Raw genomic sequence first — 18,207 nt, forward strand, 5'->3', positions numbered from 1 at the left:
GCAGACAAGGAGTCTGAAATGAGCAAACAACTGCAAGACGCATACATCGTCGCCGCCAGCCGCACCCCGATCGGCAAGGCCCCGCGCGGTGTCTTCAAGAACACGCGCCCCGACGAGCTGCTGGTTCACGCGATCAGGTCGGCGGTCGCGCAGGTGCCGGGCTTCGACACGAAGCTGATCGAGGATGCGATCATCGGCTGCGCGATTCCGGAGGCCGAGCAGGGCCTGAACGTCGCCCGGATGGGCGCGCTGCTCGCCGGCCTGCCGCAGACGGTCGGCGGCGTGACGGTCAACCGCTTCTGCGCGTCGGGCATCACCGCGCTGGCGATGGCGGCCGATCGCATCCGCGTCGGCGAATCGGACGCGATCTTCGCGGGCGGCTGCGAATCGATGAGCATGGTGCCGATGATGGGCAACAAGCCGTCGATGTCGCCGCACATCTTCGATCGCAGCGAAGACTTCGGCATTGCATACGGGATGGGGCTGACCGCCGAGCGCGTCGCCGAGCAGTGGAAGGTGAGCCGCGAAGACCAGGACGCGTTCTCGGTCGAATCGCACCGCAAGGCGCTCGCCGCGCAGCAGGCCGGCGAGTTCGGCGACGAAATCGCTGCCTACACGCTCACCGAGCGTTTCCCGAACCTCGCGACAGGCGAAGTCGACGTGAAGACGCGCGAGATCGCGCTCGACGAAGGTCCGCGCGCGGATACGTCGATCGAAGGCCTCGCGAAGCTGCGCACGGTGTTCGCGAACAAGGGCTCGGTCACGGCCGGCAACAGCTCGCAGACGTCGGACGGCGCGGGCGCGCTGCTCGTCGTGTCGGAGAAGGTGCTCAAGGAATTCAACCTGACGCCGCTCGCGCGCTTCGTGAGCTTCGCGGTGCGCGGCGTGCCGCCGGAAATCATGGGCATCGGTCCGAAGGAAGCGATTCCGGCCGCGCTGAAGGCCGCGGGCCTGAAGCAGGACGACCTCGACTGGATCGAACTGAACGAGGCATTCGCCGCGCAGTCGCTGGCGGTGATCCGCGATCTCGGCCTCGATCCGTCGAAGGTCAACCCGGTCGGCGGCGCGATCGCGCTCGGCCACCCGCTCGGCGCGACCGGCGCGATCCGCGCGGCGACCGTCGTGCACGGCCTGCGTCGCCGCAACCTGAAGTACGGGATGGTCACGATGTGCGTCGGCACCGGCATGGGTGCGGCGGGCATCATCGAACGCCTGTAAGCGGAGCGGGACTGTAGCGATCACGGTGCGCGAGCCACGAGCTTGCGCACCGTTTTTCATTCCGGAAGAGGACAGACCAAGGAGACGGTTGTGGCCGAAATTCAAGTGGAACGCGCCAACGGCGTGATGACGATCACGATCGCGCGTGCGGCGAAGAAGAACGCGCTGACGGCGGCGATGTATCAGACGATGGCCGATGCGTTCGCCGACGCGCAGGAAGACAAGGCAATCCGCGCGATCCTGCTGCGCGGCAGCGACGGCAACTTCAGCGCGGGGAACGATCTCGAGGATTTCCTGAAAACGCCGCCGAAGGACGAAAACGCGTCGGTGTTCCAGTTTCTCGCGCGCATCAGCAGCGCCAGCAAGCCGGTCGTCGCCGCGGTGCCGGGCATCGCGATCGGCGTCGGCGTGACGATGCTGCTGCACTGCGATCTCGTCTACGCGGCCGACACCGCGACGTTCTCGCTGCCGTTCGCGCAGCTCGGGCTGTGCCCGGAAGCGGCGTCGAGCGTGTTGCTGCCGCGTCTGGCCGGCCACCAGGTCGCCGCTGAAAAGCTGCTGCTCGGCGAAGCGTTCGATGCGCTGGAAGCGCACCGGATCGGCATCGTCAATCGCGTGCTGCCGGCGGCCGAACTCGACGCATTCGCGGCGAAGCAGGCTGCGAAGCTCGCGGCGCTGCCGGCGTCGTCGCTGCGCGTGACGAAGGCGCTGCTGAAGGATACGGGCGGCGTGGCGGTTGCCGCGCGGATGGCAGAGGAAGCCGGCCACTTCGCCGCGATGCTTCGTGCGCCGGAAGCGCGCGAGGCGATGACGGCGTTCTTCGAAAAGCGCAAGCCGGATTTCCGTCAGTTCGACTGATATAGCGGGCCGCGCCGGCGATGCGTGGCCGGCGCGCGCGGCCGGCCGGGGTCAGGCCGTCCCGTAATCGACGTGGCCGGTTTCCCGGCAGAAGCTGACCAGCCGCAACCCGGCCGCCTTCGCGATGCCGATCGCGAGCGACGACGGCGCGGAGATCGTCGCGACCATCGGGATGCCGACCCGCGCCGACTTGCGCACGAGCTCGTAGCTCGCGCGGCTCGACAGGAACACGAAGCCGTCGGTCGCGTCGGCGCGCGACAGCACGAGCGCGCCGATCAGCTTGTCCAGCGCGTTGTGGCGGCCGACATCCTCGAACGCCATCCGGATCGCGCCTGTTGCGTCGCACCACGCAGCCGCGTGCAGGCCGCCGGTGAGTCGCGTGAGCGCCTGGTGCGCGGGCAGCCCGTGGGCCGCGCGGGCGAGCGCGTCGGGCGCGAGGCGGGCGAGAAAGCCGGTATCGGGCACGCGTTCGGGCGCGAGGTCGAGCAGGTCGATGCTCTCGATGCCGCACACGCCGCAGCCGGTGCGCCCCGCGAGCGCGCGACGCCGGTCCTTCAGCGCGGCGAACGCCTGCTGGACGACCTCCAGATGCACCTCCGCGTGCGGCAGCGGCGCGTCGGCGTGCAGGATCACCTCGATGTCCTTGATGTCGCTGCCGCGCGCGACGATCCCTTCCGATATCGCGAAGCCGACCGCGAATGCTTCGAGGTCGAGCGGCGTGCACATCATCACCGCATGCGAGATGCCGTTGAAGACGAGCGCGACCGGCCATTCCTGGCCGACATAGTCGTGCGCGGTCTCGACCGCGCTGCCGCGCGTGCGGCGCACGGACAGCTCGATCGCGCCGCTCGGCTCGTCTCGCGGTGCATCTTGCGGTTCGTCGCGCAGTGGGGCGCGCAGTGGGTCGGATTGGGTCGGATTCACGAGCACTCCCGTTGATTCGAAGCAGTGCGGCGGCGATCGCATTCGCCGCTCGCGCGCAGAGGTTCTAAAATACCTCAGGCAGGCCGGCCGCGCCGGCATCCGCCACTCAGGTAACGACCATGGGACTCAGCGACGCTCCGCTGCTATTCAATTTCGAACACGATTCGTCGGAAAACCTGACGTACATCCCGATGATCGTGCGTTTCAATCTCGACCGTTTCGGTCTGCGGATTTCACTGGAGCAGTGGCAACTGCTGCCGCTCGAGGATCGCAAGCTGCTCGCGCGCTTTCCGGCCGACGACGACACCGCGATCGAGCCGAACTTCGATCACGCGTTGTTCGAGATGCTGCGCACGCATGCCGACCTCGAGCCGTCGTGGTTCCAGCCGGACGATCAGCCGGCCTGGCGCGGAACCGACACGGTGCCGGATGCGCTGGTGCAGCAGAGCGCGCTGGCCGGGCTGCCGGCGCCGGCCCTTGCGCAGTGGCAGCGGCTCGCGCCGTTCCAGCGCTACGTGCTGATGAAGCTGTCGCGCAAGCCGAAGCTCAATCACGACTTCCTGCCCGCGATGCGGGAGTTCGGGCTGACGGCCACGCACTGACGGGCCGCGGTGCCGCGCCGCAGCGCGGCGCGCGCATTACAGCGGCGGCAGCGACCGCGGCTTGCGGTCGGCGCCGGTCGCGACGTAGGTGAGCGTCGCTTCGGTGACCTTCACGATTTCGCCCATCAGGCGCATGCGTTGTGCGTACACCTCGACGTCGACCGTCACCGACGTGTTGCCGGTGCGCGTGATGGTGGCGTAGAAGCTCAGCAGGTCGCCGACGAACACCGGCTGCTTGAACACGAACGAATTGACCGCGACCGTCGCGACGCGGCCGTTCGCGCGCTGGCTGGCGGGGATCGAGCCGGCGATGTCGACCTGCGACATGATCCAGCCGCCGAACACGTCGCCGTGGACGTTTGCGTCGTGCGGTTGCGGGACGACGCGCAGCGCGGGCTGCTTGTGCGGGAGCTCGAGGGTCGAATCGGTCATGGCGGGTGCTTTCATCCTGTAATAAATGCGCCGCCACGCGCACGACAGCCGGCGAGGCCGCCGGCAGCGGCGCGAAGCGGCTTCTGCGACAATACAACGTTCGCAAATTGTACGAGAAAGCGCGCCAGTCGGTCGCCGCCGCACGCGCCCGACACACCGCCGATCCTTCCCCCATGCGCCGATTTCCTGCTTCCGGCGAGCCCGCGCCGGCTTCGACCGGGCCTCGCAACGACTGGCAGACCATCCGGTCGTTGCTGCCGTATCTCGCTACCTACAAATGGCGCGTCGCGCTCGCGCTCGGCTGCCTGATCGGCGCGAAGGTCGCGAACCTCGGCATGCCCGTCGTGATGAAGCGCATCGTCGATCATCTGTCCGCCGTGCAGCAGCTCACCGCGCTCGGCCGCGCCGAGCACTCGGCCGGCATCGTGCTCGCGGGCGGCGTGGGCCTGCTCGTCGTCGCGTATGCGTTCGTGCGGCTGTCGACGTCGCTGTTTACCGAGCTGCGCGAAATCCTGTTCTCGAAGGTCACCGAGAGCGCGGTGCGCCAGCTCGCGCTGCAGGTGTTCCGGCATCTGCACGGGTTGTCTTTGCGCTTTCACCTCGAGCGCCAGACGGGCGGCATGTCGCGCGACATCGAGCGCGGCACGCGCGGGATCCAGCAACTGATTTCCTATTCGCTGTACAGCATCCTGCCGACGCTCGTCGAAGTCGGGCTCGTGCTCGGCTTCTTCGTGGTCAAGTACGAGGCGTACTACGCGTACGTGACGTTCGCGGCGCTCGTCACGTACATCGTGTTCACCGTGAAGGTCACGAACTGGCGCACGCACTTTCGCCGCACGATGAACGAGCTCGACTCGCGTGCGAACTCGCGCGCGATCGATTCGCTGATCAACTACGAGACGGTGAAGTACTTCGGCAACGAGGAGTGGGAAGCGCAGCGTTACGACGAGAACCTGAGGCGCTACCGCAAGGCCGCGATCCGCTCGCAGAACTCGCTGTCGGTGCTGAACTTCGGCCAGCAGGCGATCATCGGCACGGGGCTCGTGTTCATCCTGTGGCGGGCGACGCAGGGCGTGCTGGCGGGCAAGCTGACGCTGGGCGATCTCGTGCTGATCAACACGTTCATGCTGCAGCTGTACATTCCGCTGAATTTCCTCGGCGTCGTGTATCGCGAGCTGAAGCAGAGCCTCACCGACATGGACCGGATGTTCGGGCTGCTGTCGGCCGCGAAGGAAGTCGCGGATCTTCCCGATGCGCGGCCGCTCGCGGTGGCCGGCGCGCAGGTGCGCTTCGAGCACGTGAACTTCTCGTATGAAGCGTCGCGCGCGATCCTGCACGACGTGACGTTCACGATCGACGCGGGCACGACGACCGCGGTGGTCGGCCACAGCGGTTCGGGGAAGTCGACGCTGTCGCGGCTGCTGTTCCGCTTCTACGATCTCGACCGCCAGACGGGCGGCGCGATCCGGATCGACGGTCAGGACATTCGCGACGTCACGCAGGATTCGCTGCGCGCGTCGATCGGGATCGTGCCGCAGGACACCGTGCTGTTCAACGACTCGATCTACTACAACATCGCATACGGCCGGCCGACCGCGAGCCGCGACGAAGTAATCGCGGCCGCGCGCGCCGCGCACATCCACGACTTCATCGAAAGCTTGCCGAAGGGCTATGACACGCCGGTCGGCGAGCGCGGACTGAAGCTGTCGGGCGGCGAGAAGCAGCGCGTCGCGATCGCGCGCACGCTGCTGAAGGATCCGCCGGTGCTGCTGTTCGACGAGGCGACGTCGGCGCTCGATTCGCGCTCGGAGCGAGCGATCCAGCACGAGCTCGACCAGATCGCGCGGCATCGCACGACGCTCGTGATCGCGCACCGGCTGTCGACGGTCGTGCATGCGCAGCAGATTCTCGTGATGGACCACGGACGCATCGTCGAGCGCGGCACGCATGACGAACTCGTGCGCGCCGACGGGCTGTATGCGCAGATGTGGGCGCTGCAGCAGCAGCGCGCGGCGGCGGGCGGGGAAGCGGCCGAGGCCGCGTGAGCGTGGGTGCCGCGCGAAGCGGTGCGCGGCGGGAGCGGGTGGTTGGCCGTTCGTTCGCTCGGTAGCGGGTGGCGCAGCGGTGTCGCGGTGTCACGACGTCACGACCGGGTGACCCGGTGGCGCGTTCGCAGCCTGAACCCGGCTCGGCGGGGCCTTCAGCGGCCTGTCGGGCCATCGGCCGGCGAACCGGCGAACCGGCGGCCGGCGCCCGGCCGCGAAACGATCAGCCCGCGGCGGCGCGCAGCCGCGCGTCGAGCTCGCCGAGCTGCGCGGGCGTCCCGACGTTCTCCCAGATACCTTCATACAATTCGCCGGTCGCACGGCCGGCCTCGATCGTCGCCTTGAAGTAGGGCGACAGCGCGCGGTGCGTGCCCGGCACGATGTCGCGGAACATCCGCGTGTCGTACACGCCGATGCTGCCGAACGTCACGCGCGGCGTGCCGGCGAGCGACAGCCGGCCGTCGTCGCGGAGCACGAAATCGCCGGCCGGATGGAACGGCGGGTTCGGCACCATCACGAGATGCATCGCGGGCGCGTCGAGCGCGGCCATCTGCGCGGCGCGCGCGGCGAGCGTCCGGTAGTCGAATGCGCAGTACACGTCGCCGGCAACCGCCGCGAACACCGTCGGCCGGCCGTCGCGTTCGAGCAGCGGCAGCGCCTGCGCGATGCCGCCGGCAGTTTCCAGCGCGTCGCCCTCGGCCGAATACGCGAGCCGCACGCCCCAGCGCGAACCGTCGCCGAGCGTGGCCTCGAGCTGGTCGCCGAGCCATGCGTGGTTGATCACGATCGTCTCGATGCCCGCGCGTGCGAGCGCTTCGATCTGCCAGACGATCAGCGGCTTGCCGCCCGCTTCGAGCAGCGGCTTCGGGCGGGTGTCGGTGAGCGGGCGCATCCGTTCGCCGCGCCCGGCGGCGAAGATCATCGCCGTGGTCAGGGGAGTGCTCATGTTCGGCCGGGTATCAGAACGGTAGAGGGCGGTCAGAACGTATAGCCGACGTCGGGCGCCGCCTTGTCCTCGAGTTCATCGAGCAGCTTCGCGAACGGCACGAGCGGGCGGTAGCGCAGCGCGACCTTGCGCGCATAGGTCAAAAAGCGCGGCAGGTCGTTCAGATAGTGAGGCTTGCCGTCGCGGTAGTTGATGCGCGCGAACAGGCCGAGGATCTTGATGTGGCGCTGCAGCCCCATCCATTCGAGCTGACGGTAGAACTCGCCGAAATCCGGGTCGACCGGCAGGCCGGCCTTTTTCGCCTTCTCCCAGTAGTACGCGAAGCAGTCGAGCTCGAACGCCTCGTCCCAGCTGATGAACGCGTCGCGCAGCAGCGACACGACGTCGTACGTCAGCGGCCCGTACACGGCATCCTGGAAGTCGAGCATGCCCGGGTTCGGCTCGCAGACCATCAGGTTGCGCGGCATGAAGTCGCGCAGCATGAAGCCTTGCGGCTGCGCATGGGCGCTCGCGACCAGCAGCGCGAAGGTGCGGTCGAGCGTGCCGCGCATCGCGTCGGTCACGGGCTTGCCGAGGTGCCGGCCCACGTACCACTCGGGCAGCAGCTCCATCTCGCGGCGCAGGAACGCTTCGTCGAACGGCGGCAGCACGTCGGGCTTCGAGCTCAGCTGGAAGCGGATCAGCGCGTCGAGCGCGTCGCGCATCAGCGGGCGGGCGGCGAGCGGGTCGGCCGGATCGAGCACCGAGATGTACGACGTGCGGCCGAGATCGGTCACGAGCATGAAGCCGGCATCGAAATCGTGCGCCAGCACGTCCGGCACGTGGTCGCCGGCCGCGGCCAGCAACTGCGCGACCTGGACGAACTCGCGGCACTTCTCGGGCGGCGGCGCGTCGACGGCGATCAGCGCGCCGCCGGGGATCGTGGCAGACGCGACACGGAAATAGCGGCGGAAACTGGCGTCCGACGAGGCGGGCGCGAGCGTCGACAGATCGAGGGCGTAGCGCCCGGCGAGCGGGTGCAGCCACGCGGTGAGCGCTTCGAGGCGGGCGTCGGGCTGGGATGCGGCGGATGGGGGCGTCATGAAACTCGGAGGAGGGGGGAACGTCTTGCCATATAATACCCCACGACTTTTTTGACGCGCCCCGCGTCAGCTTCCGCCGTGCAGGTCCGCCGCCTGTCGCGCCGCTCGCCCGATCGCCTCCCTCGTTTGCGCTCAGCCGCAGTCGCGGTTCGACGGTGCGGCCGGCCGCGCGCGAATGTGCCATGTAGGTACGGTTGACAAGGGGCGATTCGCCAAACGATAGATGCCGCCCAAACCGCTATTCCCGAATGTCTTCCCCGGTGACGGGGCGCCGCGCAAACGGCGGCTCGCGCTCGCGCTCCTGGCCGTGCCCGGCCTCGTGCCGGCCGTGTCGTACGCGCAGCTGTCGGGTGCGGCCGCGCAGCCGCAGCCGCTCGATTCGCCGTGGGATCTGCGTCTCGCACCCCAGCTCGAGGATCATCCGCTGAAGGACGGCGCGAAGCCGGCCGCCTTCGTGATCGCCGACCATACGAGCGGCACGGCCGATCAGGACCTGGCCGCGAAGGGCTCGGCCGAGCTGCGGCGCGGCGACGCGGTCGTGAAGGCCGACGCGATCCACTACGATCAGGATACCGACATGGCCGATGCGTACGGCCAGGTCCGGGTGGTCAACAACGGCACATCGTTCGCGGGCCCCGAAGCGCATCTGAAGATCGAGGCGAACCAGGGCTTCATGACGGCGCCGAAGTACCACTTCAACGTGACGGGCGGATCGGGCAGCGCGGAGCGCGTCGACCTGCTCGACAGCGAGCGCTCGGTGTTCGTGAACGGCACCTACACGGCGTGCCAGTGCTCGACGAATCCCGCGTGGTACATCAAGGGCAGCCGTTTCGACTTCGATACGGGTGCCGACGAAGGCACCGTGCGCAACAGCGTGCTGTTCTTCCAGGGCGTGCCGATCTTCGCGAGCCCGTGGATGACGTTCCCGTTGTCGGGCGAGCGGCGCAGCGGCCTGCTGCCGCCGACGTTCTCGATGAACTCGAACAACGGGTTCGAGCTGACGCTGCCGTACTACTTCAACATCGCGCCGAACCGCGACCTGACGCTCACGCCGCGCATCATCTCGCGGCGCGGCGTGCAGACCGAGGCGACGTTCCGCTATCTGTCGCCGACGTATTCGGGCACGTTTACGGCGAATTACCTGCCGGATGACCGGCTCGCGCACCGCGACCGCTACGCGATCTACTGGCAGCACCAGCAGAACTTCGGCGGCGGTTTCGGCGGCTACGTCTACTTCAACAAGGTCTCGGACAACACGTATCCCGAAGACCTTGGGTCGATGAACCAGTTCATCAACGGGACGCAGACGCTGTACCAGCAGGAAGCCGGCCTCACGTACAACAAGGGCCCGTGGTCGGTGCTCGCGCGCTATCAGCACTGGCAGACGCTGCCGCCGTCGATCGCGCCGTACAGCCGCGAGCCGCAGTTGAACGTGAAGTACACGAAGTACAACGTCGGCGGCTTCGACTACGGCGCGGAAGCCGACTATTCGCGGTTCCGCATCACGACCGCCGATTCGACCGAAGGCGACCGCGTCGTCTTCAACCCGTACCTCTCGTACGGCGTGTACGGCCCCGGCTACTTCGTCGTGCCGAAGGTCCAGTACCACTTCGCGTCGTACGACCTGAACTACCTGTCGTCGAGCACGCCGAACAGCCCGAAGCGCTTCACCGAGTCGATCCCGACCGTGAGCTTCGACTCGGGCCTGATCTTCGACCGCTCGGTGCGCCTGTTCGGCCAGGACTTCATCCAGACCCTCGAGCCGCGCCTGTACTACGTGTACACGCCGTATCGCGACCAGTCGAACGCGCCGCTGTTCGACACCGCGGAGTCGGACTTCGGGCTCGCGGAGATCTACCAGCCGAACACGTTCGTCGGCAACGACCGGATCGCGGACGCGAACCGGATCACGGCCGGCCTGACGTCGCGCTTCATCGATCCGCGCACCGGCGACGAACGCGCGCGCTTCGTGATCGCGCAGCAGTACTACTTCGCCGACCAGCGCGTCACGCTGAACTCGGGCCAGACCGCGGTGCAGGCGCGCCACTCGGACCTGATCGTCGGCGCCGCGCTGAAGCTCGGCTCGGGCTTCATGTCCGAGACGGCGTTCCAGTACAACCAGAACAACAACCAGCTCGTGAAATCGAGCGTCGGTTTCGGTTACAGCCCGGGCGAGCGCCGCGTGATCAACGTCGGCTATCGCTACACGCGTGCGAACACGACGCTCGACGGCCAGCCGATCAACCAGTTCCTGGTGTCCGCGCAGTGGCCGCTTACGCGCCGTCTGTACGCGATCGGCCGTTTCAACTACGACCTGGCCGGAGATCGCGTGGTCGACGGTCTGCTCGGCTTACAATACGACGCGGATTGCTGGGCGCTCGGGGTCGGGGTCCAGCGGTTTGCGAACGGCGTGAATACGTCGGGGCAGCAGAACTCGTCGACGCGTTTCATGATGCAGCTGACGCTCAAGGGCCTGTCGACGGTGGACAACGGCCTCGTCTCGGCATTCCGCGCCGGGGTGCCGGGCTACACGCCGCTGCCGTCCGCGCCGCCGCCGATGTCCCGCTTCAGCAACTACGAGTAACGCCGGCTTGTCTGCACCGGTCAGCACGATTTCAATGGAGTATCAGTGGCAATGAAGAAAACCCTTCGTTTCGCGGCAGTCGTGTCCAGCCTCGCCGCGTCCGCCGCGCTGCTCGCCGCTGCGCCGGCCGCGGCGCAGGCGCTCGGTTCGCAAGGCGCGCAGCTCGCCGACGAAGTCGTCGCGGTCGTCAACAACGACGTGATCACGGGCCGCGAACTCGACCAGCGCGTCGGCCTGATCTCGCGCCGGCTGCAGCAGCAGAACGCGCCCGTGCCGCCGGCCGACCAGCTGCGCGCGCAGGTGCTGAACCAGATGGTGCTCGAGCGCATCCAGGTGCAGAAGGCGAAGGACGACGGGATCCGCGTCGACGATGCCACCGTGCAGTCCACGCTGCAGCGCCTCGCGCAGGCGAACGGGATGACGCTCGACCAGTATCGTGCGCGCATCGAGGGGCAAGGCGTGCCCTGGAGCATCTTCACGAACGATGCGCGTACCGAACTGATGCTGTCGAAGCTGCGCGAGCGCGAAGTCGACGGCAAGATCACCGTGTCGGACGCGGAAGTCGCGAACTACATCGCGAGCCAGCGCGGGCCGAGCGCATCGCAGCAGCAGGACCTGCGCCTGGAGCACATCTTCATCAAGGCGCCGACCAACGCGCCGCAGCCGGAGATCGAAGCCGCGCAGAAGAAGGCTGAAGCGTTGCTGCAGCAGGCGACGTCGGGCGCCAATTTCGAGAAGCTCGCGAAGAGCAATTCGGAAGCGGACGACGCGAAGAAGGGCGGCGACCTCGGCTTCAAGGCGCCGGGCGCGCTGCCGCCGGACGTCGTCGCAGCCGCATCGAAGCTGCGCCCGGGCCAGGTCAACCCGACGCTGATCCGCGTGCCGGACGGCTTCGAGGTCGTGCGTCTGGTCGATCGCCGCGAGAGCCAGGGCACCTCGGCCGCGGCGCCGAAGATCGTGCAGACGCACGTGCGCCACATCCTGCTGCGCGTGGGCGAAGGCAAGTCGGAAGGCCAGGCGCGCCAGCAACTGCTCGACATCCGCAAGCAGATCGAGGCCGGCGGCGATTTCGAGAAGTTCGCGCGCACCTACTCGCAGGACGGTTCGGCGTCGCAAGGCGGCGACCTGGGCTGGATCAGCCCGGGCGAGACCGTGCCTGAATTCGAGCGCGCGATGAACAACCTGCAGGACGGCCAGATCAGCCAGCCGGTGCGTACCGAGTACGGCTATCACCTGATCCAGGTGATCGGCCGTCGCGACGCGGAAGGTTCGGTGCAGCAGCAGATGGATATCGCGCGTCAGGCCATCGGCCAGCGCAAGGCCGAGCAGGCGTATGCCGACTGGCTGCGCGAGCTGCGCGATTCGTCGTACGTCCAGTACAAGATCAGCGGCATGGGCCCGGCGAACTGAGCGAGCGCCAGATGACGACACCCGCGCTGCAGATCGCGATCACGACCGGTGAGCCCGCGGGTGTCGGTCCGGAGCTGACCGTGCAGGCATTGCAGGACGCCGCGCGGCGCTGGCCGGATGCACATTTCACCGTGCTCGGCGACGCCGCGCTGCTCGATGCGCGCGCGGCGGCCGTCGGCGCCGACCGGGCGGTGCTTGCCGGTGGCAGTCAGGGCGGCCAGGTGTCGGTCGCGCATCACGCGCTCGCCGCGCCCGCGCAGGCGGGCACGCTCGACGCGGCCAACGGCCGCTACGTGCTCGGGCTGCTCGATGCGGCGATCGACGGGGCGGTGGCGGGGCGGTACGACGCGATCGTCACCGCGCCGCTGCAGAAGAGCACGATCAACGATGCCGGCGTGCCGTTCACCGGCCACACCGAATATCTTGCGGAACGCACGCACACGCCGCGCGTCGTGATGATGCTGGCGGGCACCGGCGAGCGGCCGCTGCGCGTCGCGCTCGCGACGACCCACCTGCCGCTGAAGGACGTATCGGCCGCGCTGACGATCGACGGGCTCGTCGAGACGCTCGCGATCATCGATCACGATCTGCGGCGCGACTTCGGTCTCGCCGCGCCGCGCATCCTCGTCACGGGGCTGAACCCGCACGCGGGCGAGAACGGCTATCTCGGGCGCGAGGAGATCGACGTGATCTCGCCGGCGCTCGCGCGCGCGAAGGCGCAGGGCATCGACGCGCGCGGCCCGTATCCGGCCGACACGCTGTTCCAGCCGCGCTACCTCGCGGATGCCGACTGCGTGCTCGCGATGTTCCACGATCAGGGCTTGCCCGTGCTGAAGTACGCGACGTTCGGCGAGGGCATCAACGTCACGCTCGGGCTGCCGATCGTCCGCACGTCGGTCGATCACGGCACCGCGCTGGATCTGGCCGGCACGGGCCGCGCGGATCCGGGCAGCATGGTCGCCGCGCTCGACACGGCCGTCACGATGGCGCGCCATCGCCGCGCGTCCTGACGCGCCGCCCTTCGCGGCCTGACTTTATTCGTCGTATTTTTCGTTTTTCTCAGTCGATGTCGAACAGCAGACAGCACCAAGGCCACTTCGCGCGCAAGCGCTTCGGGCAGAACTTCCTCGTCGATCACGGCGTGATCGACTCGATCGTCTCGACGATCGGCCCCGCGCGCGGCCAGCGGATGGTCGAGATCGGCCCCGGGCTCGGCGCGTTGACGGGCCCGCTGATCGAGCGGCTCGCGACGCCCGAGTCGCCGCTGCACGCGGTCGAACTCGATCGCGACCTGATCGGCCGCCTGCAGCAGCGCTTCGGTGCATTGCTGGAGCTGCACGCGGGCGATGCGCTCGCATTCGATTTCCGCTCGCTCGCGGCGCCCGGCGACACGCCGTCGCTGCGCATCGTCGGCAACCTGCCGTACAACATTTCGAGCCCGCTGCTGTTTCACCTGATGTCGTTCGCGGACGCGGTCATCGACCAGCATTTCATGCTGCAGAACGAAGTCGTCGAGCGGATGGTTGCGGAGCCGGGCACGAAGGCATTCTCGCGGCTGTCGGTGATGCTGCAGTACCGCTACGTGATGGAGAAGATGCTCGACGTGCCGCCGGAATCGTTCCAGCCGCCGCCGAAGGTCGATTCGGCGATCGTCCGGATGATTCCGTACGCGCCGCACGAACTGCCGGACGTCGATCCCGTGCTGCTCGGCGAAGTCGTTACGGCCGCGTTCTCGCAGCGCCGCAAGATGCTGCGCAATACGCTGGGCGACTATCGCGAGACGATCGATTTCGACGCGCTCGGCTTCGATCTCGCACGGCGTGCGGAGGATGTCAGCGTGGCCGAATACGTCGGCGTCGCGCAGGCGCTTGCGGTGGTGCGCAAGGCCGCCGGCTGATCGCAGCGCGCGGCGCGCGCCACGTCGATGTTCACGAGGCTGCCCCACGGGGCAGCCTTTTTTATTGTCCGGACGTCGCGGCAGGCCGGGCGCGCATCACGCCCGCCGACGCGGCGGCGTGTTGACGAGTGCGATGCCGGTCAGCACCAGCGCGGCCGCGGACATGAAGCGCCAGCCGACCGACTCGCCGAGCAGCAGCACGCCGAACGCGACGCCGAACAGCGGCGACAGGAACGTGAACACGGACAGCCGCGATGCGCTGTAGCGCGTGAGCAGCCAGAACCACGACAGATAGCTGACGAACGCGACGATCACCGACTGGTAAGCGAGGCTCGCGAGCGCAAGCGGCGTGACGCGTGCGAACGACGTTTCGCCGAGCACGGCCGCGAGCCCGACCAGCACGACGGCCGATACCGCGAGCTGGTAGAACAGCGTCTTGCTCGCGCTCGCGCGTGCGAGCGACGTCGAGCGCACGACGACGGTCGTCGCGGCCCACATCGCGCCGCCGAGGATCCCGAGCGCGTCGCCGGCGAGCCCGGCCAGCACCGACGCGCCGGGTGCGCTTGGCTTCAGGAAGCCGTCCGCGAACGCGAGCGCGATGCCGGCGAAGGCGAGCGCGACGCCGGCCCACTGCATGCGCTGCAGCCGCTCGCCCGGCGCGAACAGATGCAGGCCGAGCGCCGTGAAGCACGGCGCCGTATACAGGAAGATCGCCATGTGCGATGCGCTCGTCAGCGTCAGCCCGAAGAACACGCAGATGAACTCGCCGGCGAACAGTGCGCCGGCCGCGATACCCGCGCCGAGCGTGCCGTCCGCGCGAAACAGCGGTGTGTGGCGCGAGCGGGCCCAGCCCCACAGCAGCAGTGCGGCGATCACCGAGCGCAGTCCGGCCTGGAACATCGGCGGGATGGCTGCGTTCGTGCTCTTGATCGCGACCTGCTGGAAGCCCCAGATCGCGCAGAGCAGCAGCATGACGCCGACGGCGCGCGTGTCGAGCGCGCGGCGCACGGGCGAAGCGGCGAGCGCGCTCATCGGCGGGCCTCGGCGCAATGACGGGAAGACGACGGCAGGCGGACGGCGCGGACGGTGCGCTCGAATCGGCGGTTTCGCACGGGAGGCAGTGTGGCTGAATGAAGGGGGTGAGTCGCGTTTCCGCGGCGGGCGGCATGCCCGCTTTTAGTGCGAGGTGGGACGATGTTACCCGATCGGCCGCGGTGCCGGGGCGCGTCGCGCCTGATGGTTTCCACGGGCGTGCGGGCGGCGGTGCCGCGCACCGATGCGCGATATCGGCCGGTGGCGCACGGGGCGTGCGCGGCGAGATTCACGCGACTCCGGTAGAATTTCCGGTTCTGGAAAGGCCCCACAGGAGTACAACACATGCGTTTGCTGCATACGATGCTGCGAGTCGGCGATCTCGACCGCTCGATCAAGTTCTACACCGAATTGCTCGGCATGAAGCTGCTGCGTCGCGAGGATTATCCGGACGGCAAGTTCACGCTTGCGTTCGTCGGCTATGAAGCGGAAAGCACGGGCACCGTGATCGAGCTGACCCACAACTGGGATACGCCGTCCTACGATCTCGGCAACGGCTTCGGTCACCTGGCGCTGGAAGTCGAAGACGCGTACGCGGCCTGCGACAAGATCAAGGCGCAAGGCGGCAAGGTCACGCGCGAAGCGGGCCCGATGAAACACGGCACGACCGTGATCGCGTTCGTCGAGGATCCGGACGGCTACAAGATCGAGTTCATCCAGAAGAAGGCGCACTGAGCGCCGGATGAGCGGTTCGCGGCGCATTGCGCGCCGCGGGCAACGAAAACGGGCGATGCGGGGTTCTCCGCATCGCCCGTTTGGCGTTTACGTCGTACCGATACCGGTAGCGTTACAGCGACGGCAGCAGCTCGGGCGGATGATGCTTGAGCGTGTGCCGCGCTTCGCGGAATTCCGGAAAGATCGATTCGACCGTCTGCCAGAAGGCCGGGCTGTGGTTCATTTCGCGCAGGTGCGACAGTTCGTGCGCGACGACGTAGTCGATGATCGACATCGGGAAATGGATCAGCCGCCAGTTCAGCCGGATCTTGCCGTCGCTCGAGCAACTGCCCCAGCGCGTCGCGGCCGACGACAGCGCAACCATCGAATACGTGACGCCGAGCTTTTCCGCGTAGACGACGAGACGTTCGCCGAAGATCCGCTTCGCTTCGTTCTGCAGCCAGCCCTGCACGCGATCCTTGATCTGTTGCATGTCCGCCTGCACGGGCAGCGGCAGCGACAGTCGCAGTGCATCGGCGTCGAACGCGAGGGCGCCCGCGCCGAGTGCGATCGTCACCGTCTTGCCGAGATACGGGAGTTGCGCGCCGTCGCGCCAGTCGATTTGCGGCAGCGCGCGCTGCTCGGTGCGGGTCTTCCATTCCGCGAGCTTCGCGAAGATCCAGCGCTGCTTCTCGGCGATCGCCGCTTCGATGTCGGCGAGCGTGACCCAGCGCGGCGCGGTGATCGACAGCCCGCTGCCGTCGATCGTGAAGCCGATCGTGCGGCGCGCCGAGCGCTTCAGCCGGTATTCGAGCACGCGGCTGTCGAGCGCGAACGTGCGGACGCGGGAGCGATCGGGCGCGCGGCCCGGGTCGAGCGGGGTGGTGGGCGCGGCGGCCACCGGCGTGGCTTCAGGCTGCGTCGGCGTGGGCGGTGCGGCGGGCGCCGACGGTGCGGCAGCCGGCCCGTCGAAGAGTGGCAGATCCATCTGGCGATGATCGAGAGCCACGACGGCAGGCCGTGGCCGCGGACGCTTTTTCATCAATTCGCTTCGTTTCGTCGTACGCAACGGCGGCAATCCGGGGGATTCAGACGCGCGCGGCATCGCGCGTACCCGCATTGCCCGGCTCGCGATAAGAATCCGGGTCGATGCGGCGCATTTCCGCTTCGATCCATGCTTCGACCTGCGAGTTCAATACGTCGGGCGTTTTGCCTTCGACCGGAATCGGCTTGCCGATCGACACGGTGACCACGCCCGGGAATTTCGTGAATGAATTGCGCGGCCACACGCGACCTGCATTGTGCGCGATCGGCACGACCGGTGCGCCGGTTTCGATCGCGAAGCGCGCGCCGCCCGTCTTGTATTTGCCCTGCTTGCCGACCGGCGTGCGCGTGCCTTCCGGGAACATGATCATCCATGCGCCTTCCGACAGGCGCTTCTTGCCCTGGCGGATCACCGACACGAAGGCGTTCTTGCCTTCCTTGCGGTTGATGTTGACCATGTGCAGCAGCCCGAGCGCCCAGCCGAAGAACGGCACGTACAGCAGCTCGCGCTTGAACACGTAGCAGAGCGGCTTGGGCATCAGCGCCGGAAACGCGAGCGTCTCCCACGCGGACTGGTGCTTCGACAGCAGCACGGCCGGGCCGTCGGGCAGGTTCTCCATCCCTTCGATCCGGTAGCGGATGCCGTTCAGCCAGCGCACGACCCACAGCGTCGACTTGCACCAGCCGGCCGCCATCCAGTAGCGCGCGTCGGGACGCATGAACGGAAACGCGATGAAGCACGCGGTGGCGTACGGCACCGTGTACACGATGAAGTAGAGCAGCAGCAGCAGGGAGCGGACGAAGCGCATCGGCGTGGGTCTGACAGTAAGGAGGATGCGCGCGGCGCCCGCATCACTCGTGTTCGTGTGAAAGGAAATCCAGGGCGAACGCGCGCAGGTCGTCGTGGACCTTCGTGCCGTCGGGCAGGTTGCCCGCGGCGAGCGTCTTCTTGCCCTTGCCGGTCAGCACGAGGTGCGGCTGGAAGCCGACCGCGACGCCGGCCTGCAGGTCGCGCAGCGAATCGCCGACGACCGGCGTGTGATCGGGATCGATCTCGAAGCGCTCGGCGATCATCTGCATCATGCCGGGTTTCGGCTTGCGGCAGTCGCAGTGATCCTCGGCCGTGTGCGGGCAGAAGAACACCGCGTCGATGCGCGCGCCGACCGCGGCCGCCGCGCGATGCATCTTCAGGTGCATCTCGTTGAGCGTGGCCATGTCGAACAGCCCGCGACCGATGCCGGACTGGTTGGTCGCGACGACCACGCGATAGCCTGCGTGGTTGAGCCGTGCGATCGCCTCGAGGCTGCCGGGCAGCGCGATCCACTCGTCGGGCGTCTTGATGAACGCATCCGAATCGACGTTGATCACGCCGTCCCGGTCGAGGACGACGAGCTTGCGGTTGGGGCTGGTCGGCATCGT

General features: G+C 67.9%; 17 protein-coding genes. 9 read left to right on the forward strand and 8 right to left on the reverse strand.

Annotated elements, in window-relative coordinates; all coding sequences use genetic code 11:
- The first annotated feature begins 18 nt into the window (after positions 1-18).
- Entirely contained in the window at positions 19-1,218 is a 1,200-nt protein-coding gene (locus BME24068_RS00285) for an acetyl-CoA C-acyltransferase (RefSeq protein ID WP_174924838.1), read from the forward strand.
- Positions 1,219-1,308: 90 nt separating this feature from the next.
- Complete coding sequence (locus BME24068_RS00290) at positions 1,309-2,076, forward strand: enoyl-CoA hydratase (protein WP_174924839.1); 768 nt, start codon at positions 1,309-1,311, stop codon at positions 2,074-2,076.
- Between the two features lie 51 nt (positions 2,077-2,127).
- Here the strand turns inward: BME24068_RS00290 and fdhD are convergent, their stop codons facing one another.
- Positions 2,128-3,006 (reverse strand): formate dehydrogenase accessory sulfurtransferase FdhD, encoded by an 879-nt coding sequence (gene fdhD, locus BME24068_RS00295; protein ID WP_244110679.1) that lies wholly within the window; start codon positions 3,004-3,006, stop codon positions 2,128-2,130.
- Positions 3,007-3,119: 113 nt separating this feature from the next.
- Between fdhD and BME24068_RS00300 the strand changes: the two genes are divergently transcribed.
- Positions 3,120-3,602, forward strand: a complete 483-nt coding sequence (locus BME24068_RS00300) for a nitrate reductase associated protein (RefSeq protein ID WP_096507099.1) — start codon at positions 3,120-3,122, stop codon at positions 3,600-3,602.
- Between the two features lie 36 nt (positions 3,603-3,638).
- On the opposite strand, the gene BME24068_RS00305 is transcribed toward BME24068_RS00300, so the two are convergent.
- A complete protein-coding gene (locus tag BME24068_RS00305) occupies positions 3,639-4,034 on the reverse strand; it encodes an acyl-CoA thioesterase (protein WP_096507100.1) in 396 nt (131 codons plus the stop codon).
- 173 nt (positions 4,035-4,207) lie between these two features.
- On the opposite strand from BME24068_RS00305, the gene BME24068_RS00310 reads away from it, so the two are divergent.
- Positions 4,208-6,079 (forward strand): ABCB family ABC transporter ATP-binding protein/permease, encoded by a 1,872-nt coding sequence (locus tag BME24068_RS00310; protein ID WP_174924840.1) that lies wholly within the window; start codon positions 4,208-4,210, stop codon positions 6,077-6,079.
- Between the two features lie 223 nt (positions 6,080-6,302).
- On the opposite strand, the gene murU is transcribed toward BME24068_RS00310, so the two are convergent.
- Together murU and BME24068_RS00320 are read right to left on the reverse strand one after the other, a co-directional pair.
- Positions 6,303-7,025 carry an N-acetylmuramate alpha-1-phosphate uridylyltransferase MurU gene (murU, locus tag BME24068_RS00315; RefSeq protein WP_096507103.1) on the reverse strand — a complete coding sequence of 241 codons (723 nt, stop codon included), beginning with the start codon at positions 7,023-7,025 and terminating at the stop codon, positions 6,303-6,305.
- 32 nt (positions 7,026-7,057) lie between these two features.
- Positions 7,058-8,107: an aminoglycoside phosphotransferase family protein gene (locus BME24068_RS00320; protein WP_174924841.1), complete on the reverse strand. Its 1,050-nt coding sequence runs from the start codon at positions 8,105-8,107 to the stop codon at positions 7,058-7,060.
- 223 nt (positions 8,108-8,330) lie between these two features.
- Here BME24068_RS00320 and BME24068_RS00325 point away from each other — a divergent pair, with 223 nt between their 5' ends.
- The 4 genes from BME24068_RS00325 to rsmA are packed head-to-tail and all read left to right on the forward strand — an operon-like array spanning position 8,331 to position 13,998.
- A complete protein-coding gene (locus tag BME24068_RS00325) occupies positions 8,331-10,691 on the forward strand; it encodes an LPS-assembly protein LptD (RefSeq protein ID WP_096507105.1) in 2,361 nt (786 codons plus the stop codon).
- 51 nt (positions 10,692-10,742) lie between these two features.
- Positions 10,743-12,101, forward strand: a complete 1,359-nt coding sequence (locus BME24068_RS00330; protein ID WP_096507106.1) for a peptidylprolyl isomerase — start codon at positions 10,743-10,745, stop codon at positions 12,099-12,101.
- Between the two features lie 11 nt (positions 12,102-12,112).
- Complete coding sequence (pdxA, locus tag BME24068_RS00335; RefSeq protein ID WP_096507107.1) at positions 12,113-13,111, forward strand: 4-hydroxythreonine-4-phosphate dehydrogenase PdxA; 999 nt, start codon at positions 12,113-12,115, stop codon at positions 13,109-13,111.
- Positions 13,112-13,167: 56 nt separating this feature from the next.
- Positions 13,168-13,998 (forward strand): 16S rRNA (adenine(1518)-N(6)/adenine(1519)-N(6))-dimethyltransferase RsmA, encoded by an 831-nt coding sequence (rsmA, locus tag BME24068_RS00340; RefSeq protein ID WP_174924842.1) that lies wholly within the window; start codon positions 13,168-13,170, stop codon positions 13,996-13,998.
- 96 nt (positions 13,999-14,094) lie between these two features.
- On the opposite strand, the gene BME24068_RS00345 is transcribed toward rsmA, so the two are convergent.
- A complete protein-coding gene (locus BME24068_RS00345) occupies positions 14,095-15,030 on the reverse strand; it encodes a DMT family transporter (RefSeq protein ID WP_174924843.1) in 936 nt (311 codons plus the stop codon).
- Positions 15,031-15,375: 345 nt separating this feature from the next.
- On the opposite strand from BME24068_RS00345, the gene gloA reads away from it, so the two are divergent.
- Positions 15,376-15,765 carry a lactoylglutathione lyase gene (gene gloA / locus BME24068_RS00350; RefSeq protein ID WP_096507110.1) on the forward strand — a complete coding sequence of 130 codons (390 nt, stop codon included), beginning with the start codon at positions 15,376-15,378 and terminating at the stop codon, positions 15,763-15,765.
- A 112-nt stretch (positions 15,766-15,877) separates the two neighbouring features.
- Here gloA and BME24068_RS00355 read toward each other — a convergent pair whose 3' ends face one another.
- Genes BME24068_RS00355 through gmhB form a run of 3 tightly spaced genes read right to left on the reverse strand, consistent with a single transcriptional unit; the run spans position 15,878 to position 18,204 of the window.
- On the reverse strand, positions 15,878-16,786 hold the full coding sequence (locus BME24068_RS00355; protein ID WP_174924844.1) for a M48 family metallopeptidase: 909 nt from the start codon (positions 16,784-16,786) through the stop codon (positions 15,878-15,880).
- A gap of 46 nt (positions 16,787-16,832) precedes the next feature.
- Positions 16,833-17,597, reverse strand: coding sequence for a lysophospholipid acyltransferase family protein (locus tag BME24068_RS00360; protein WP_096507112.1), 765 nt, complete (start codon positions 17,595-17,597; stop codon positions 16,833-16,835).
- A gap of 43 nt (positions 17,598-17,640) precedes the next feature.
- Positions 17,641-18,204, reverse strand: coding sequence for a D-glycero-beta-D-manno-heptose 1,7-bisphosphate 7-phosphatase (gene gmhB, locus BME24068_RS00365; protein ID WP_174924845.1), 564 nt, complete (start codon positions 18,202-18,204; stop codon positions 17,641-17,643).
- Between the last annotated feature and the right edge of the window lie 3 nt (positions 18,205-18,207).

This window comes from Burkholderia anthina, assembly GCF_902498995.1.
GTDB lineage: Bacteria > Pseudomonadota > Gammaproteobacteria > Burkholderiales > Burkholderiaceae > Burkholderia > Burkholderia anthina.

What these genes read in the sequence shown, in the direction of transcription:
- BME24068_RS00285 (WP_174924838.1), top strand. Translation starts at nt 19, where the DNA reads ATGAGCAAACAACTGCAAGACGCATACATCGTCGCCGCCAGCCGCACC.
- BME24068_RS00300 (WP_096507099.1), top strand. Translation starts at nt 3,120, where the DNA reads ATGGGACTCAGCGACGCTCCGCTGCTATTCAATTTCGAACACGATTCG.
- BME24068_RS00305 (WP_096507100.1), bottom strand. Translation starts at nt 4,034, where the DNA reads ATGACCGATTCGACCCTCGAGCTCCCGCACAAGCAGCCCGCGCTGCGC.
- BME24068_RS00310 (WP_174924840.1), top strand. Translation starts at nt 4,208, where the DNA reads ATGCGCCGATTTCCTGCTTCCGGCGAGCCCGCGCCGGCTTCGACCGGG.
- murU (WP_096507103.1), bottom strand. Translation starts at nt 7,025, where the DNA reads ATGAGCACTCCCCTGACCACGGCGATGATCTTCGCCGCCGGGCGCGGC.
- BME24068_RS00320 (WP_174924841.1), bottom strand. Translation starts at nt 8,107, where the DNA reads ATGACGCCCCCATCCGCCGCATCCCAGCCCGACGCCCGCCTCGAAGCG.
- BME24068_RS00325 (WP_096507105.1), top strand. Translation starts at nt 8,331, where the DNA reads ATGCCGCCCAAACCGCTATTCCCGAATGTCTTCCCCGGTGACGGGGCG.
- BME24068_RS00330 (WP_096507106.1), top strand. Translation starts at nt 10,743, where the DNA reads ATGAAGAAAACCCTTCGTTTCGCGGCAGTCGTGTCCAGCCTCGCCGCG.
- pdxA (WP_096507107.1), top strand. Translation starts at nt 12,113, where the DNA reads ATGACGACACCCGCGCTGCAGATCGCGATCACGACCGGTGAGCCCGCG.
- rsmA (WP_174924842.1), top strand. Translation starts at nt 13,168, where the DNA reads ATGTCGAACAGCAGACAGCACCAAGGCCACTTCGCGCGCAAGCGCTTC.
- BME24068_RS00345 (WP_174924843.1), bottom strand. Translation starts at nt 15,030, where the DNA reads ATGAGCGCGCTCGCCGCTTCGCCCGTGCGCCGCGCGCTCGACACGCGC.
- gloA (WP_096507110.1), top strand. Translation starts at nt 15,376, where the DNA reads ATGCGTTTGCTGCATACGATGCTGCGAGTCGGCGATCTCGACCGCTCG.
- BME24068_RS00355 (WP_174924844.1), bottom strand. Translation starts at nt 16,786, where the DNA reads ATGAAAAAGCGTCCGCGGCCACGGCCTGCCGTCGTGGCTCTCGATCAT.
- BME24068_RS00360 (WP_096507112.1), bottom strand. Translation starts at nt 17,597, where the DNA reads ATGCGCTTCGTCCGCTCCCTGCTGCTGCTGCTCTACTTCATCGTGTAC.
- gmhB (WP_174924845.1), bottom strand. Translation starts at nt 18,204, where the DNA reads ATGCCGACCAGCCCCAACCGCAAGCTCGTCGTCCTCGACCGGGACGGC.